General features: G+C 71.4%; 14 protein-coding genes and 1 pseudogene. 9 read left to right on the top strand and 6 right to left on the bottom strand.

The window, feature by feature from the left end:
* Nucleotides 1-551 precede the first annotated feature (551 nt).
* Entirely contained in the window at nt 552-854 is a 303-nt protein-coding gene (locus tag JQN83_RS32950) for a hypothetical protein (protein ID WP_244252184.1), read from the top strand.
* Nucleotides 855-1,389: 535 nt separating this feature from the next.
* Here JQN83_RS32950 and JQN83_RS10375 read toward each other — a convergent pair.
* On the bottom strand, nt 1,390-2,259 hold the full coding sequence (locus JQN83_RS10375; protein WP_244252183.1) for a DUF2470 domain-containing protein: 870 nt from the start codon (nt 2,257-2,259) through the stop codon (nt 1,390-1,392).
* 138 nt (nt 2,260-2,397) lie between these two features.
* A complete protein-coding gene (locus JQN83_RS10370) occupies nt 2,398-2,694 on the bottom strand; it encodes a DUF1540 domain-containing protein (protein ID WP_208566894.1) in 297 nt (98 codons plus the stop codon).
* Nucleotides 2,695-3,095: 401 nt separating this feature from the next.
* Between JQN83_RS10370 and JQN83_RS10365 the strand changes: the two are divergent.
* A pseudogene (locus tag JQN83_RS10365) lies at nt 3,096-3,180 on the top strand (IS5/IS1182 family transposase); the annotation flags it as partial.
* Between the two features lie 307 nt (nt 3,181-3,487).
* Here the strand turns inward: JQN83_RS10365 and JQN83_RS10360 are convergent.
* Genes JQN83_RS10360 through JQN83_RS10350 form a run of 3 tightly spaced genes read right to left on the bottom strand, consistent with a single transcriptional unit; the run spans nt 3,488 to nt 5,660 of the window.
* Entirely contained in the window at nt 3,488-4,666 is a 1,179-nt protein-coding gene (locus JQN83_RS10360) for an MAB_1171c family putative transporter (RefSeq protein ID WP_208566893.1), read from the bottom strand.
* A gap of 15 nt (nt 4,667-4,681) precedes the next feature.
* Nucleotides 4,682-5,194: a hypothetical protein gene (locus tag JQN83_RS10355; protein WP_208566892.1), complete on the bottom strand. Its 513-nt coding sequence runs from the start codon at nt 5,192-5,194 to the stop codon at nt 4,682-4,684.
* Nucleotides 5,184-5,660, bottom strand: coding sequence for a helix-turn-helix domain-containing protein (locus tag JQN83_RS10350; protein WP_208566891.1), 477 nt, complete (start codon nt 5,658-5,660; stop codon nt 5,184-5,186). Before JQN83_RS10350 ends, JQN83_RS10355 begins: the two co-directional genes overlap by 11 nt.
* A gap of 160 nt (nt 5,661-5,820) precedes the next feature.
* Between JQN83_RS10350 and JQN83_RS10345 the strand changes: the two genes are divergently transcribed.
* The 7 genes from JQN83_RS10345 (at nt 5,821) to JQN83_RS10315 (ending at nt 12,997) form a co-directional block, all read left to right on the top strand.
* Nucleotides 5,821-6,045, top strand: a complete 225-nt coding sequence (locus JQN83_RS10345; RefSeq protein WP_208566890.1) for a hypothetical protein — start codon at nt 5,821-5,823, stop codon at nt 6,043-6,045.
* Between the two features lie 35 nt (nt 6,046-6,080).
* Nucleotides 6,081-6,308, top strand: coding sequence for a hypothetical protein (locus JQN83_RS10340; protein WP_208566889.1), 228 nt, complete (start codon nt 6,081-6,083; stop codon nt 6,306-6,308).
* Between the two features lie 106 nt (nt 6,309-6,414).
* A complete protein-coding gene (locus tag JQN83_RS10335; protein WP_208566888.1) occupies nt 6,415-8,352 on the top strand; it encodes an alpha/beta fold hydrolase in 1,938 nt (645 codons plus the stop codon).
* A complete protein-coding gene (locus JQN83_RS10330) occupies nt 8,349-8,915 on the top strand; it encodes a DUF5819 family protein (RefSeq protein WP_208566887.1) in 567 nt (188 codons plus the stop codon). The genes JQN83_RS10335 and JQN83_RS10330 overlap by 4 nt, the downstream gene beginning before the upstream one ends.
* Nucleotides 8,912-9,682 carry a class I SAM-dependent methyltransferase gene (locus tag JQN83_RS10325; protein WP_208566886.1) on the top strand — a complete coding sequence of 257 codons (771 nt, stop codon included), beginning with the start codon at nt 8,912-8,914 and terminating at the stop codon, nt 9,680-9,682. The genes JQN83_RS10330 and JQN83_RS10325 overlap by 4 nt, the downstream gene beginning before the upstream one ends.
* The gene (locus tag JQN83_RS10320; protein WP_208566885.1) at nt 9,679-11,499 is read left to right on the top strand and encodes an ABC transporter ATP-binding protein; all 1,821 of its coding nucleotides are present in this window, start codon (nt 9,679-9,681) and stop codon (nt 11,497-11,499) included. Before JQN83_RS10325 ends, JQN83_RS10320 begins: the two co-directional genes overlap by 4 nt.
* Nucleotides 11,500-11,515: 16 nt before the next feature.
* A complete protein-coding gene (locus tag JQN83_RS10315; protein WP_244252182.1) occupies nt 11,516-12,997 on the top strand; it encodes a phytoene desaturase family protein in 1,482 nt (493 codons plus the stop codon).
* 292 nt (nt 12,998-13,289) lie between these two features.
* Here JQN83_RS10315 and JQN83_RS10310 read toward each other — a convergent pair whose 3' ends face one another.
* Nucleotides 13,290-14,465 carry an EI24 domain-containing protein gene (locus JQN83_RS10310; RefSeq protein WP_208566884.1) on the bottom strand — a complete coding sequence of 392 codons (1,176 nt, stop codon included), beginning with the start codon at nt 14,463-14,465 and terminating at the stop codon, nt 13,290-13,292.
* Nucleotides 14,466-14,796 lie beyond the last annotated feature (331 nt).

Raw genomic sequence — 14,796 nt, 5'->3', positions numbered from 1 at the left:
CTAGGTGTCGCCGGCTGGTGCCACGCAGACGCAGGCTGACCCGCTACCACACGACCGGCCGGGCCAGGTTTCTGATCTTGCGCTGCAACACGTCGGAGCCTGTCGAAGAAGCCCACACAACCCCCACTCCCCCATGACCAGCGACTCTTGTCGCCGTTCAGGCCTGGTATCGACCGCCTGACCTGGCCCGCCCGACTCTGCACGTTTCCGCCCGGTGAAGTGGCCCGCGAACAGAGCGGACCAAAGCCTAGGTTGTGACCCTTCGTGGCGAGGACCGTACTTTCGGTCGGAAAGTGGCACTGTTGGATCCAATGATGATCAGCCGAAGACGTAAGCCGGATACGCCAGGGGAAGCAGCGAATGCCTGGCTCCGTCGCCGACGCGTGAAATTGGGTTCAGGCACCTTTTGGTGAGTCTCGCTCACCAGTAGCTCAGGTGGGGGTGGAGATCATCGTGGCGTTGCTGCCGCACCTGGTTGGCCTGCGTCTGAAGCCGTGGTGGTCCGGGCCGTTGGAGCAAGAATCGATGCAGCGACGCGGACGGTGCGGGCGGTGTGCGGAGTCGATGGTGTCTGGTCGAGCACGGTGCACGGCCGCTACACGCGGCGGTTGACCGACGTCCGGTTGGGTCGCCACGAGGTGCTGGTCGCATTGACGGTTCGCCGGTTCACCTGCGTCAACAGCGGGTGCCAGCGGCGGACGTTCGTCGAACAGGTGCCCGGCCCGACCCGACGGTATGCCCGGCACACGGTCCTGGCGGCTGGTGAACTGGAAGCGGTCGCGGTGGCGTTGGCGGTCGACCGGGTAGCCGGTTGGCGCAGCGGCGGGCGGTATCGGTGTCCCGGACAACGTTGATCCGAATGATCCGGCGGATGCCCGACCCGCTGGTGGTGACGCCGACGGTGCTGGGCACCGACGACTTCGCCCGACGCCGACCCTGGCGGTGCTGAGAACATGTCGCGGAGGTCGTGGGTGGGGATGCATCCGCTGACGCCGTCATAGGTGCGGGGCCTGTCGCCAGGCGGTGAAGCGGGGTGCGGTCAGGGCCCACTCAACGCGTGATCCTCTCCTGGCCGTCGGGGCAGGAAAGCTATCTCAGAGGACGTCTCATTCGGCATGTTCCGACAGCCGATTCAGCCCAGACCGCAGATCGGCGGCGACGAAGCAGCAATCCCGAAACGAGCGCACGTCCCGCACCTCGACGGCCCAGAGTTCCGCCAGCTCCCGACCAGGCGCCCGCTGGTCGGAACGACAGTGGCAGGCGGCGACCCTGCCCAGCGCCGGGATGCACGTCGACCTGATCCAGCGACTGCTGCAATGGTGCCCACACCGACGACCGGGCGGTCCCGGCACGCAGCGGTGAAAGGGGTGTGAGCAGGCACCGAGCCCGTCACGCCAGCGACATGCCGCACACGCCCTTGGGCAGATCGCAAACGGCCACCGGCGTCCGCTGCGCACCCGCCGTAGTCCGGGGTGGGCAGGCGGACCCGCGCCGCGCCGCCTGGGCGAGCAGCATCCGCAGTCCTTCGGCGAGGCTGGTGAGGCGGTGGGCGAAAGGCAGCCGGACGTCGGTGTGCCGGTCGGGTGCCTCTGCGCGGAGCACGATGCCGTCGGCGTCGACGGCAACCGGTACGACCCGGGCCGCCCCGACGGTGAGCACCGGGTCGACCAGTGTGGCGAGCCGATCGAGGACATCGCCGTGACATTGGGTGAGGTGTTGCAGGTCTCGGGCCTGATCGGCGGCGAGCGGGTCTGGCTGCGCAGTGCGAAAGGCGCTGATGCTCACCGTGGCACCGCCGATGTCGCGGGCGAGGCCGACCTCGACCGGTTCGACCGCCCACAACGCGACGGGGGGCAGGTCGAGCAGAGGCATGATGGTGTCGCTGTCGCATGTGTCCAAGATGCCCGGGTCGAACCGGTGCGAGGTGCCCAGCACGTGGACTCGGGCCCACACTCGGGACCTGACGGCAACCGGGACGAGTTGTGTCACATCGAGCCGTACCGCTCCCGGCCGACCACGCGCGGCCACCAGCAGCCCGCCGGTGGGGGTCATCGGATCAACCGCGAGGACCACCGTGCCGTCGTGCAGGATGGTGTGCGCTTCGACGAGGTCGGCAGCGACATCGCCGAGTTGGAGCCGCAGGGAAGGACTGGCGGCCAGGGCGGACCGTGCCAGCACAGCGTCCGGATCGGCCCGTACGGAGAAATACGGTGCGGCGTCCGTCAGCTCCGCTGGTCGCTCGGCAGGATGGAGCACCATGTCAGTCCCCTCGGCTACGAGTAGAGGCGAGCTCAACCCAGGGACCTGACTTTAGTAGGTAAGCCTTACCTTGCCAAGCGGCATCGGTCGCACCGCCCGGCCGATCTCGGCGCTCTGGTGCAGTTGCGCCTGCGACTGTCAGGCAGGCTGATAGGTGCGACAGTCACTGGTGGTGACGCCGGGACCGACGGAGATGGACTCTGCCGTGCAGGCGAGGTTGGTGTTGTAGGTGCACTCGACACGCGCACACGCACCCACGGTGCCGGTCACCTCCGCGATCCCGGCCTGCAGCGATGACTCCACGAGCGTCGCACAGGACGCCGCATCACCCGTCGAAGCCACGGTAATCGCCGGAGCATGGCAGCCACGGTCGTTGAAACTGCACGCGGTAGCGGCGCATTCGCGAACCGGAGTCATTTGCAGCAGGGTCCTCATGGATCCTCCAATTTGTGACTGGCAGGGCGTACCCGTCCATGCATTCTTGCATGGCAGTCAGCATTTGACCATCGGCTGAAGAATTGATCCGCCACCGATCGGCACCCTGCGCTCGAATTCGTGACACCAGCCTAGCAGCGAAACTTCAGGGCGGTGGGCTTATCGCCGTTCCCGCCCGACGTCACATCGGAAGCGCGCCAGCTTAGTTAGGCAGTCCAGCCTTAGTTAGGTAAGCCTGCCTTAGTTAGGTAAGCCTGCCTTATTCGGTGTACTGCAGGCCGCCTCGATCTCATCGGAGAGGAAACGGCGAACATCCGCATTCTGCCCTGTACCATGTGTTTGCCATATTGCGGTGGGAACTTGTCGGCTCCGCCTGAAACCTTCGTGGTCACGGCACCGGCAAGAACTACCGCTACTCGACAAACCTGCAGGTCGCCAGCGACGCCCACACCCGCCTCGCCGTGGCCCCCGGCGATCCCCAGCCTCCGGGACTTCCGGCGTGCCGCCCACACATTGACCGACACCGCCGCAGGCATCGCCCAACCTGCACAACATCATCCTGCTCGGGTGACACCAACGCCGCTACCGGACAACGCCTTCAACGAGCTACGAGACGTCCTTTAGGTCAAGGCGTGTAGTCACGGCAATGCGTCCTGTGATCAGGCCACGCTGGCATCCCGGCGTGGCATTCCGGCAAACTGGGCCGTCGGTTCTGGCCGGCACGCCCGGGTTTGACGCGGGCGAAGAGACGGCGCAACTTCACCGGTCAGCAGAAACCCGGTTGCGGGGAGGGCTACGCCCGGTCGGCGTTCTGGGGTTTGGTGGCTTCGGCGGCAGCGCGTTGGCGGATCCGGGCCACCTCCGTCGAGCTGGCGAACTGCCGGGCCACCCGGGCCAGCCAGGCGCTCTCCGAGGCCAGCGAGGCGTCCACGTCCTGGAACGGGTGCTCGGCGCGGTAGTCCCGGCCGTGCGCGTGACCGACGAGGGCGGCGGCGATCACCGCCGCTTCCGCGGTGGCCGGGTCCGCCGCCGGGCCGACCCAGCGGGGCACGTCCGGATGGGCGTAGGGGCGCAGCGTCAACTGTGCGTCGCGGATTTCGATCACCCGTCGATAGAGCGCGAACTCCGCGCCGGGCAACGGCCAGCCGCCGCTGGTGTTGAGGGCGATCTGCGGCAGCGCGGCCCGCAGCGCCCGCCAGAGCGGGTCGATGCGGCGGAGCCGGCGTAGCGCCCGCAGCCAGCGCAGTGGCGCGGTGATCCGGTCGCCCCAGGCGGTCAGGGTCGCCCCGATCAGCCAGAGCAGCATGCAGACCGAGCCCAGGGTGGCGCCGATCGGCAGGGTGGTGGCCAGGGACCGGCCGGTGAGGAGGGTGACCACCGGCCGGACCCCGGACCAGGCCGCCCAGACGATACCCAGCGCGGTGCCGGTGACCACGAAGCTGAGCCCGGTCCGCAGTACGCCGGCCGGCACGTGCCGCAGATAGCCGCCCACGCTGGTGATGAAGGTGACCAGGCAGGCCGCGATGTAGCTGAAGAAGACCACGAGGTAGCCGACGACGACCGGATCCCGCGAGTAGGCGTTGACGAAGTTCAGGGTGAAGGTGGTGTCGGCGTTCGCCAGCAGCACCGCCATCACCAGGACCGCGCCGACCAGCAGGACACCGTGCCGGCGCAGCCAGCGCCGGGTGCCGGCCGGGCGGGCGATGCTCTGGCCGAGCGCGCCGAGGAAGTACGCGGCGAGCATCTCCAGGCCGTTGCCGAGCAGTCGGCTGAGGTTCGGCACCGGCTCGACGTGGCTGATCGCGATCAGGACCGGGTGGGCCATCACCGCCAGGCCGAGGCCGATGCAGAGGAAGAAGGCGGCGAGGTACCGGGTGCCGGCGGCACGCCGACGGCCGGGTACCGGGATGAGTTTGTAGGCGGCGACCACGACGGCGAGCGCCAGGGCGGTGAAGTTGAGCCAGGTCAGCATGGTGCCCGGCCCTGGTCAGCCGGTGTCGAAGATCGAGCCGAGTCGGGCCAGCCCGTCGGCGACCTCGGGGGTGACCGGGCCGGTGCCGCTGGTCGGGCTCCGGCGGGCGCGGTGGGCGATCATCGAGGCGACCAGTTCGGCTTCCTGCTCCTGGGCGGCCGAGTAGTCGGAACGGCCGAGTACCCGGCGGACCAGGTCGGTGGAGAGGTTCGGCAGCAGCAGGGCGGGCAGGGCGGCCAGCGAGCGGTCGTCGACGTGGCCGCAGAGCAGGTGTCCGACCTCGTGCAACAGGATGTGCTCCTGGTGCAGCCGGGTGGTGCTGGTGGCATAGAAGAGGTAGTCGGCCTGGTCGGTGGCGACCAGTGCACCGCACTGGCTGGCCCCACCGGGCATCGGCACCAGCTCGACCGGTCGGCCCCGCTGGTGGGCCAGCGCGTCGACGAACCGGGTCGGCTCGAACGGCGTCGGGATCGACAGCGCATCCACGATCCGCTGACACCGGCGCCACATGCCCCGATCAACCGCCATCGCGCTGCACCGGCCCGCCCGTACCGGGCCCGGGCAGCTCCACGCCGGCCGGCCCGGCGCGGCGTGCCTCCCGCCGCCCGATGGCTTCGATCATGTCGCTGATGGTGTCCAGCCCCTCCGGGGAGAGGGTGACCGCACGTAGCGCGATCTGCCGGACGGCGCTGTCGCGCAGCGCGCCGAGCAGCTCCAGCTCCTCGACGATCCGCGCGCTCTGCGCGTCGTCGAAGAAGTACGCCGCCGGCACCTGGAAGAACTGGGCGAGGGCCTCCAGGTGCCGCTTGGTGGGGTTGGTCCGCCGGCCGTTGCGCAACTGCCACAGGTACGTGGTGGAGAAGCTCTCCCCGGTGGCCGCGCGGCAGGCGGTGGCCACCTCCTCGTTGCGGTACTGCTCCCGGTCGGGGCGGCGGACCACCTCGAAGAGTCTGTTGATCTTTTCGGCGAGGGTGCCCGTGCTCGGGTGGTCCATGTGGTGCCCTCCCCTCGTCGGATCGGGTGGACCCCGTTTCCCGTGGTTGACGGCGGCGACCCCCTCGGACATCCTAGCGATTCATGATTTTTAGCTGAGATGAACGGCGTGCGCGCCGCCTTTCACACTGGCTGCGAGTTTTCCGGAGGAGGTGAACCAGATGACCGCACTTGTCGACCACACCAACGACATCTCCCTGGAGATGTTCGGTGAGCTCACCGAGGCCGACCGGACCGCCCACGGGCTGGCCGGACTCACCCCGGTGCTCGCCACCCCGACGGCGGTGGCGCTCGGCGTCGCCGTCGGCGCCGTGGCGTTCCACGCCGGCTACATGGTGGGCATCGCCCGCAACATGGCCGAGGGCACCCGGCCGGTACCGAAGTAGTCGCCCGACCCGTACCCCCAGTCAGGAGGTGATCCATGTCCGTTCTCGCCAACAGGGTGAACGCGGACCCCGCCCTCGCCGCGATCCCGATCCACAGCGACGAGGCATGCAACCAGGTCGGCGGGATGCCGGTGCTGGCCACTCCGGCGACCATCGTCACCGTGGCGGCCGGGGTCGGCCTGGTCGGCTCGGTGGCGGCGCTCTTCGGCGCCGGCTACGTCGCCGGGCGCAACCTCGGCGGGACCAGGCCGGTCCCGAAGTGATGACGCGATCGCGGTAGCAGCACCCGGGCCGGTGGACCGCCGCGGCGGTCCACCGGCCCACCCGTCCCGCCCCGCTCCTCCCCGCACCATCAGGAAGCGCTGACCCATGAAGAGAGCACCCTGGCACCGCCGGCTCCGGCCGCCCGCCACGTTCGACCGCTCCGCCGTGCTGAACTGGACCGAGCGGATCAGCTCGGTGACCCACCTCTTCGCCAGCCTGGAGTACCTCACCCGCAGCCGGGACCGGCAGCGGGGCGGGGCGAACAACTGGGCGGTCAACCGGCGTACCTTCCACGAGCACGCCCCCCGCCTGACCCGGGCGTTGGACCTGGCCGCCAACGACCGGGTGGCCACCGCGCTGCACGTCAGCCGGGCCGTCGCGGCGGCCGCGCTCTGGCTGCCGCTGGGCCGCCGGCAGCGGGTCGCCGCGAACGCGGTGCTCACCGGCAGCCAGGCCGCGCTGCACGCCCAGCACCTGTACGGCAGCGACGGCGCCGACCAGGTCTCCTTCCTGGTCCAGGCGCTCACCACCGCCGCCCGCGCCGGCCAGCGCCGGCCCGCCGTGGTCGACGCCTGCCTCTGGTTCGTCGCCCTGCAGTCGGTGCTGTCGTACACGGTCTCCGGCTGGGCGAAGCTGCCCAGCGAGACCTGGCGCAGCGGACGCGCCCTGCCCGGCATCACCCGGACCCTCACCTACGGCGACCCGCAGGTCTGGCAGCTGATGCGCCGCTACCCCCGGCTGACGAAACTCGCCGCCCACGGGGTGCTGGCGATGGAGTGCGCGTTCCCGCTGGCCTACGCCGCGAAGGGCCGCCCCGCGCCGTACCTGCTCGCCACCGCCGGGGCGTTTCACCTGGTCAACGCGCGGGTGATGGGGCTCGGCCGATTCTTCTGGGCGTTCACCTCCACCTATCCGGCGGTCGCCTACACCACCCGGCCCCGGGAACGCACCGGCGACGCGGCCGGCTTCCGGCGCGACGACACCCTGCCCGCCGTGGCGGCGGCCGCCGGTCTGGTGCTCTTCGCCGCCGGCCAGGTCGCCCGGGTCCGGCGGCGTCGGCTGATCGAGCGGGGGCGCGGCGACGAGCGCACCGTCACCACCGCCGCCGGCAACGTCCTGTCCTACCGGTACGCCGGCAACCCGCCACCCGACCGCACCACCGGTGCCGGGGCACGGCCCGGCGGGGCTGAAGCGCGGTCCGCCGGTGCCGGGGTGCGGTCCGGCGGGTCCGCCGGTGACGGGCCGGTGGTGGTGCTGGAGAGCGGGATGGCCGCCACCGCCGAGCACTGGGAGCGGATCGCCGGTCCGCTCGGTGACCGGTTCACCACGGTCACCTACCAGCGGGCCGGCTACGGCGCCAGCCGCTACCGGGGCACCGGAGAGTACCGGTTCGAGACCATGGTCGACGACCTGGTCGAGCTGACCCGGCACGTCGCCGGCGACCGCCCGGTGGTACTGGTCGGCCACTCACTCGGCGGCTACCTGGCCCTGCTCGCCGCCGCACAACTCGGCGACCAGGTCCACGGGGTGGCCCTGGTCGACTCCAGCCACCCCGCCGAACTACGCCGTTCCCTACGGCAGGCCGAGGGCGGCCGGGCGCTGACCAGCACCCTGGCCATCATGCCCGGTTCGCTGCGGGCCGGATTCGGTTCGCTGCTGCCCCGGGCCCCCTGGATCGACCGGCTGCCCGAGCCCGTCCGCCCGCTGGCCCTGGCCCAGTACCGCGACCCGGAACTCTGGGCCGCCGCACGGCGGGAGTGGCGGGTGGTGCAGGAACGCTTCTCCGACGAGAGCACCGGGCTGCCCCGGATCGACGTACCACTGGTGGTGGTGACGGCCGGGCGGACCGCGCGTGCCGACCCCGTCCAGGCCGACCTGCACGACGAGTTCGCCGCCGCGGCACCCCGGGCGCAGCGGCACCTGATCACCGAAGCCGACCACGACGAGATCCTCACCGACGCCGACCGGTCCGCGGAGGTCGTCACGATCCTCACCGCGTTCGTCGACGACGTCACCGAGCCGGAGCCGGAGGTCCGGCGATGAGCCGCCGGGTCGGCTCCGACCTGCGGCCACTGACCACGGCGATCACCGCCGGCCTGGTCGGCTGGTTCGGGGTTACCGTGCTCAGCCAGCACCCGCAACAGGTCTTCGACCGGTTCCGCCGCTACGACGTACCCGGGTTGCTCATCGGCAACTGGCGCTTCTTCGCCCCCGAACCGGCACAGCACGACTTCCACGTCCTGCACCGGGTGCTCACCGCCGACGGCACGCAGACCCGCTGGGTGGAGACCACCCACATCCCACGCCGGCACTGGCGGCAGGTGGTCTGGTTCCCGGAACGCCGGCAGGACAAGGCGATCTTCGACATCTGCGCCGACCTGATCGTGCACCTGGGCACCCCCGGCGTCGAGATCACCGCCACCGCGCCGTACGAGGTGCTGCGGGACTTCGTCGCGCACGCCGTACGCCGGCAGTACGCCGGGGCCGACGTACCCCGGGGATTCCAGTTCGTGATCGCCCGCAGCGCGGGCTACGACGAATCCCACCAGCCGGACTACCTGCTGGTCTCCCCGTTCGAACCGTTGCCGGAGGGCACCCCGAGATGACTGAGATCGCCGACAGCGGCTACGGACGCCAGTTCGTCGACTTCTACGACCAACTCTTCCCCGGCGGGACGGCGGCGGAGCCGGCCGTCGCGTACCTCGCCGGCCTGCACCCGGGCGGCGGAGCACCCACCCTGGAGCTTGGCGTCGGCACCGGCCGGGTCGCCCTGCCGCTGGCCGACCGGGTCGGCGAGATCGTCGGGGTGGACTCGTCGCCGGAGATGCTCGACGCGCTGCGGGCCACCCTCGCCGAGCGACCCCGCCCGGTCACGCCCGTGCACGGCGACATCCGCGACTGGTCCGACGACCGCCGGTACGGGCTGGTCTACTGCATCTGCGGCACCCTGTCGATGCTGCTGGACCCGCAGGAACAGCAACGGGTCGTGCAGGCCGCCGCCGCCCGGCTGGCCCCCGGCGGGCTCCTCGTGGTGGAGACCCACAACCCGCAGTTCGCGCTGGCCGTACTCAACCAGGGCCGGGCCCGGGACTCCTTCTTCGTGCCCTACCCCGGCCAGGACACCGGGCTGCTGTCGTACTCGACCATCGACGTGGCGAACGGGATCTGGCACCTGGCGCACATCTGGATCTCCGAGGGCCGGTCCCGGCTCGCCTCGGAGCTGAGCCGACTCACCACCCCCGACGAGGTCGACGGGTACGCCGAACAGGCCGGACTGGTCCCGCTGGCCCGGCACAGCGACTGGGCGGGCAACGAGTTCACCGGCACGGAACCGATGTACGTCACCGTCTACCGCGCCCCGGGTGACCGGTGAGCACCCCGGCCGCCGGCGAGCGGCACTGGCTACGCATGATCGCCGGCTACGTCCGGCCACACCGGGGGCCATTCGTGGCCGCCGCCGTGCTGCTGCTCGCCTCCAGCCTGCTCGGACTGGCCCAGCCGCTGGCCGCCAAGGCCCTGATCGACGGCCTCACCGCCGGCCAGGGGGTGGGTCGGGCGCTGGTCGTGCTGACCGGGCTGGTGATCATCGCCGCCGTACTGCTCGGGATCGGCAACTACCTGATCCTGCGCACCGCCGAGGCGGTCGCCCTGGACGGGCGGCGCGGCCTGGTCCGGCACCTGCTGCGGCTCACCGTGCCGGCGTTGCAGCGGCAGGCCCCCGGTGACCTGCTGGCCCGGGTCGCCGGGGACACCATGCTGCTGCGGCAGATCGCCAGCCAGTCCCTGATCGACATCTTCACCGGCGGCGTCATGCTGCTCGGCGCGGTAGCACTGATGGCGGTGGTCGACCTGGCCCTGCTCGGGGTGACCGCCGTCGTGGTGGTGCTCCTGGTGATCATCATGGGGTTGTTGATGCCCCGGATCCGCGCCGCCGCGCTGCGCTCCCAGGAGTCGGTGGGCGACATGGGCGCCGCCCTGGAACGGGCCCTGGGCGCGTTCACCACCATGAAGGCCTCCGGCACCGAGGCCACCGAGGCGGCCCGGATCGACGCGGCGGCGCTGACCGCGTACCGGCAGGGGGTGAGCCTGGCCCGCTGGGGCTCGGTCGCCGGCACCAGCGCCGGCCTGGCCATCCAGGTCGCCTTCCTGGTCGTGCTCGGGGTCGGCGGCGCACGGGTGGCCAGCGGCGCGATGCCCGTCTCGGCGCTGGTGGCCTTCCTGCTCTATGTGGCCTACCTGAGCCACCCGGTGATGCAGCTCGTCGGCGCCGGCACCTACCTGCAGATCGGGCGGGCGGCGCTGACCCGGATCGCCGAGATCGACGCACTGCCCACCGAACCGATCGACCTGCCCCCCGCGCCGCCGGTCAGCGCCGCCACCCCGGCGACCACCGCAACCGGTGTGCCGGCGGGAGCCGGCGGGCCGACCACCTCGACCGGGGCGGGGTCGACCCGCGGGCCGGCTGAGGTGGTGTTCGAACAGGTCTGCTTCCGGTACCCGGACCGGGACGAACCGGCCCTGCGCGACCTCACCCTGACCGTGCCGGCGGGCGGGCTGACCGCCCTGGTCGGGCCCTCCGGCTCCGGCAAGACCACGGTGCTCGCCCTGATCGAACGCTTCACCGAGCCGCAACAGGGCCGGATCCTCGTCGACGGCCGGCCGCTGGCCGACTGGCCGCTGGCCGAGCTGCGCGCCACCATCGGGTACGTCGAGCAGGACGTCGCGGTGCTCGCCGGGACACTGCGGGAGAACGTCGCGTACGCCACCCCCGGCGCCACCGACGAGGAGATCCACGCGGTGCTGCGGACCACCCGGCTCAGCACCCTGCTGGACCGGCTCGGCGGTGACCTGGACGCCCCGATCCGGCACCGGGGGCTGTCCCTGTCCGGCGGCGAGCGGCAACGGATCGCGGTGGCCCGCGCCCTGCTGCGCCGTCCCCGGCTGCTGCTGCTCGACGAGGTGACCTCGCAACTGGACGCCACCAACGAAGCCGCCCTACGCGAGGTGATCCAGGAGATCTCCCGCCGGACCACCGTGGTCGTGGTCGCGCACCGGCTCTCCACGGTCCTCGCCGCCGAGAAGATCGTCGTGCTGGAGAATGGCACGGCCCGTTCCGTGGGTTCACACCCGGAGCTGGTCCGCACCGATGCGCTCTACGCCAGTCTGGCTGCGGAACAGGCGTTGGTCTGAGGCGGGAGGGCACACCATGGGAGCGCAGGCGGCAGCCGGCGGGTTGGACGCGGTGGTGGTCGGCTCCGGCCCGAACGGGCTGGCCGCCGCGCTGGTGCTCGCCTCGGCAGGGCTGAGCGTCCAGGTGCACGAAGCCGCCGGGACCATCGGCGGTGGCACCCGGACCGAGGAGCTGACCCTGCCCGGGTTCCGGCACGACGTCTGCTCGGCGGTGCACCCGATGGCCCTCGCCTCGCCCTTCTTCCGCGCCTTCGACCTGGCCGCGCACGGCGTACGGCTGTTGCAGCCGGAGATCCCGTACGCCCACCCGCTCGACGGGGGGCGGGCGGCGCTGGCCTGGCGGGACCTGGACCGTACCGCCGAAGGGCTGGGTCCCGACGGGGCGGCCTGGCGGTCCCTGCTCGGGCCGCTGGTCCGACGCTGGTCGGGAGTGGTCGACACGGCCATGTCCGACCTGCGCCGGATGCCCCGCGACCCGCTCGCCGCACTGCTGCTCGGAATCCGCACCCTGGAACAGGGCACCCCGGCCGCGGCGGCCCGGTTCCGCACCGAGGAAGCCGCCGCGCTGCTGGCCGGGGTGGCGGCGCACGCGATCGCCCCACCGCGCCGGCTCGCCCCGGCCGGGGCCGGCCTGCTGCTGGCCACCCTCGGCCACGCGGTCGGCTGGCCGGTCCCCGAGGGGGGCAGCCGGGCGATCACCGACGCGATGGTGAACCGGCTACGGCAACTCGGCGGCCGGGTGGTCACCGGCGACCGGATCGACGACCTGGCCCACCTGCCGCCCGCCCGCACGGTCCTGCTCGACGTCTCCCCCGCCGGCCTGCTGCGCATCGCCGGCGACCGGCTCCCCGCCGGCTACGTGCGCAGTCTGCGTGCCTTCCGGTACGGCGGGGCCGCGTGCAAGGTCGACTTCGCGCTCTCCGGGCCGGTGCCGTGGGCGGATCCGGACTGCGCCCGCGCCGGCACCCTGCACCTGGTCGGCTCGGCCACCGAAGCCCGGATCGCCGAAACCGCGGTGGTACGCGGCCGGCACCCGCAACGCCCCTACGTGCTCGCGGTGCAGCCCGGCGTGGTCGACCCGACCCGCGCACCCGCCGGCAAGCAGGTGCTCTGGACGTACGCGCACGTGCCGAACGGCTCCCCGCGCGACGTCAGCGACCAGATCGTCGCCCAGGTGGAACGCTTCGCGCCCGGCTTCCGCGACCTGATCCTGGCCACCCACGTGGTGCCAGCGGCGCAAGCCAGCATGCACAACCCGAACTACGTCGGCGGGGACATCTCCGGCGGGGCGGTCACCGGGTGGCAGCTGGTGATGCGGCCGGCGGCCCGCTGGGACCCGTACCGGACCCCGCTGCCCGGCGTGTACCTCTGCTCGGCCTCCACCCCACCCGGCCCGGCCGTGCACGGCATGTCCGGACTGCACGCCGCCGGCCGCGCCCTACGGCAGCACTTCGGCATCCGCACCGCCCCCCTCGACCTGATCCGCGGCGGACACTGACCGATCCGGGCGGCGTCGACCGAGTGGGGCGGGCGTCGATCGGCGTTGTGTGCAGGACGTCGGGTCTTCTCGGGCGGGCCATACCCGATATCGCTCAGCCCGCCGCATCGATCTGTGACGAGTCACCAGGCGGCCCTTTGATACGTCGAAATCACCCGGCAGCGGCAACGGCCGCCGGACGGAGCGCTAGGCGCACCGAGGCGTGCCCAGGTCCACGCGGCGCGCACTGGTCCGACGGCTCCCGAGCACCCACTGACTCAATGGACCATCAGGTGATTTCCCCGAAGAGGTACTAAGGCTGGGACGCGGGATTGGCGGCCGGCAATGCGCTGGGCTCGGTCGACCAACCATTCCCGGATGCCCAAACACTCCCGGCGGAGCCGACATCGCGGGCCGCTCCGGCGTTGCCGGCCGACTCGATCCGTTGGTGTAGCAGGACCGCCCCGACCAGGGTGGAGGGTGCGGTCAGCAGGTACAGGGCGACGCCCGGCACCGCGAACACCGGGCTGATCGGCAGCAGCGTGAGCATCCGCAGCGACAACACCGGCAGAATCAGGAAGCAGATGCTGGTCATGCCGAAGCCGAGCGTGAAGCCGAGGTTCCGCCAAGCGAAGCGCATCTGCTCGCCGACGCCTCTCATGCCATGGTGGTGCAGCGGCACGGCGAGCACCAGCGAGCCGATCAGAAAGCCATTGAACAGCAGACCGCCTCCGAAGGCCGCGACGAGGTTCACGCCGGGGATCCACAGCAGCGGCAGAATGATCAGCCAGCCCACGTGCAGAACCAGGGTGACGATGAACGTCTGACGCAGGCAGACCGCCGCCGAGCGGTACCAGGGCGGCGCTCCCCGGCTCGTCCCGCCGGTGCGCCGGATCACGTCGCGGGTCAGGGCCGGGAAGAACGCCGCCCCGAACAGCATGGTCAGCGGCACGGTGAGCGCGGTCATCGCGCCATGGAAGAACAGGCTGACCGCAACCCACAGCACCTTGTCGACGATCCATCGCACGACCTCGGGCCAGCCGGACGTGATCCCGAGCAGTAAACCGGTGAGCCGATCGACCAGCAGCCCGACGGCTTCCTGCAAGCCCAGCAGCGCCAAACCGGTTAGCGCGAGGGGAAGCAGCACGAACGTCCAGAGGCCGGGAGTGGTGACGAACAGCCTGCCGCCGCGGAAGAAGTACCCGACACCGATAAAATACCGGCCGATCCCGGTGCCGGCCGCTTTGGCGGCGCGCAGCGTCTGGTACCCCGCGACCCCGACGGCATGCCCGGCAGCCCCCGCCATCCGGGCTGCTGTCGAACCGGCCCCGTCCCGTGCCATCGGCCCACCGGCAGCCGGCGCCGCTTGTTTCCCCGATACCACTGGCGCCAGCTGCGCACTCGACGGGACCTCGTAGGCCGGTGGGAAGCCATAGGCCGGCGGGAGGATCTGGGCGGTCGGCGGAATCGGACGCGGCTGCGGATCCATGCCTCAGGCCCTCCAGGGGTTCGATCGAGCCTCGCGGGCCGAAGACTCTCAACGGTCCGTTGGCGGTGGCCGATCCTGCGGATCGTCCGAGTTTTCGTGTGGACGACGGCATTCTCGACGCTCAGTCATGCCCGGACCACCGAGGCGTTGTCCATTTAGGACACTAGCGATCCAGGCCACCCACCCGCCACCCCGCCCACGGCACACCGCCGCAGAGATTGCCTGCCCGCTGCCGGCCTCAGCACACGGGGCACCACCGGATCGACCTGGGCCGATCGCGGATCGCCGGTGACCGACACGGGGTGCCCGAACCACCGAGGACCTGCCGGAT

Origin of the sequence: Micromonospora antibiotica, assembly GCF_017599305.1 — a bacterium.
In the GTDB taxonomy this organism is placed as follows: Bacteria; Actinomycetota; Actinomycetes; order Mycobacteriales; family Micromonosporaceae; genus Micromonospora; species Micromonospora antibiotica.
This window is presented reverse-complemented; position numbering and strand designations above follow the sequence as displayed.

Bases quoted from the DNA above. Each gene is read 5' to 3' on its own strand.
- JQN83_RS10345 (WP_208566890.1), top strand. From the start codon at position 5,821: ATGACCGCACTTGTCGACCACACCAACGACATCTCCCTGGAGATGTTC.
- JQN83_RS10375 (WP_244252183.1), bottom strand. From the start codon at position 2,259: ATGGTGCTCCATCCTGCCGAGCGACCAGCGGAGCTGACGGACGCCGCA.
- JQN83_RS10325 (WP_208566886.1), top strand. From the start codon at position 8,912: ATGACTGAGATCGCCGACAGCGGCTACGGACGCCAGTTCGTCGACTTC.
- JQN83_RS10335 (WP_208566888.1), top strand. From the start codon at position 6,415: ATGAAGAGAGCACCCTGGCACCGCCGGCTCCGGCCGCCCGCCACGTTC.
- JQN83_RS10310 (WP_208566884.1), bottom strand. From the start codon at position 14,465: ATGGATCCGCAGCCGCGTCCGATTCCGCCGACCGCCCAGATCCTCCCG.
- JQN83_RS10340 (WP_208566889.1), top strand. From the start codon at position 6,081: ATGTCCGTTCTCGCCAACAGGGTGAACGCGGACCCCGCCCTCGCCGCG.
- JQN83_RS10370 (WP_208566894.1), bottom strand. From the start codon at position 2,694: ATGAGGACCCTGCTGCAAATGACTCCGGTTCGCGAATGCGCCGCTACC.
- JQN83_RS10360 (WP_208566893.1), bottom strand. From the start codon at position 4,666: ATGCTGACCTGGCTCAACTTCACCGCCCTGGCGCTCGCCGTCGTGGTC.
- JQN83_RS10315 (WP_244252182.1), top strand. From the start codon at position 11,516: ATGGGAGCGCAGGCGGCAGCCGGCGGGTTGGACGCGGTGGTGGTCGGC.
- JQN83_RS10350 (WP_208566891.1), bottom strand. From the start codon at position 5,660: ATGGACCACCCGAGCACGGGCACCCTCGCCGAAAAGATCAACAGACTC.
- JQN83_RS10355 (WP_208566892.1), bottom strand. From the start codon at position 5,194: ATGGCGGTTGATCGGGGCATGTGGCGCCGGTGTCAGCGGATCGTGGAT.
- JQN83_RS10330 (WP_208566887.1), top strand. From the start codon at position 8,349: ATGAGCCGCCGGGTCGGCTCCGACCTGCGGCCACTGACCACGGCGATC.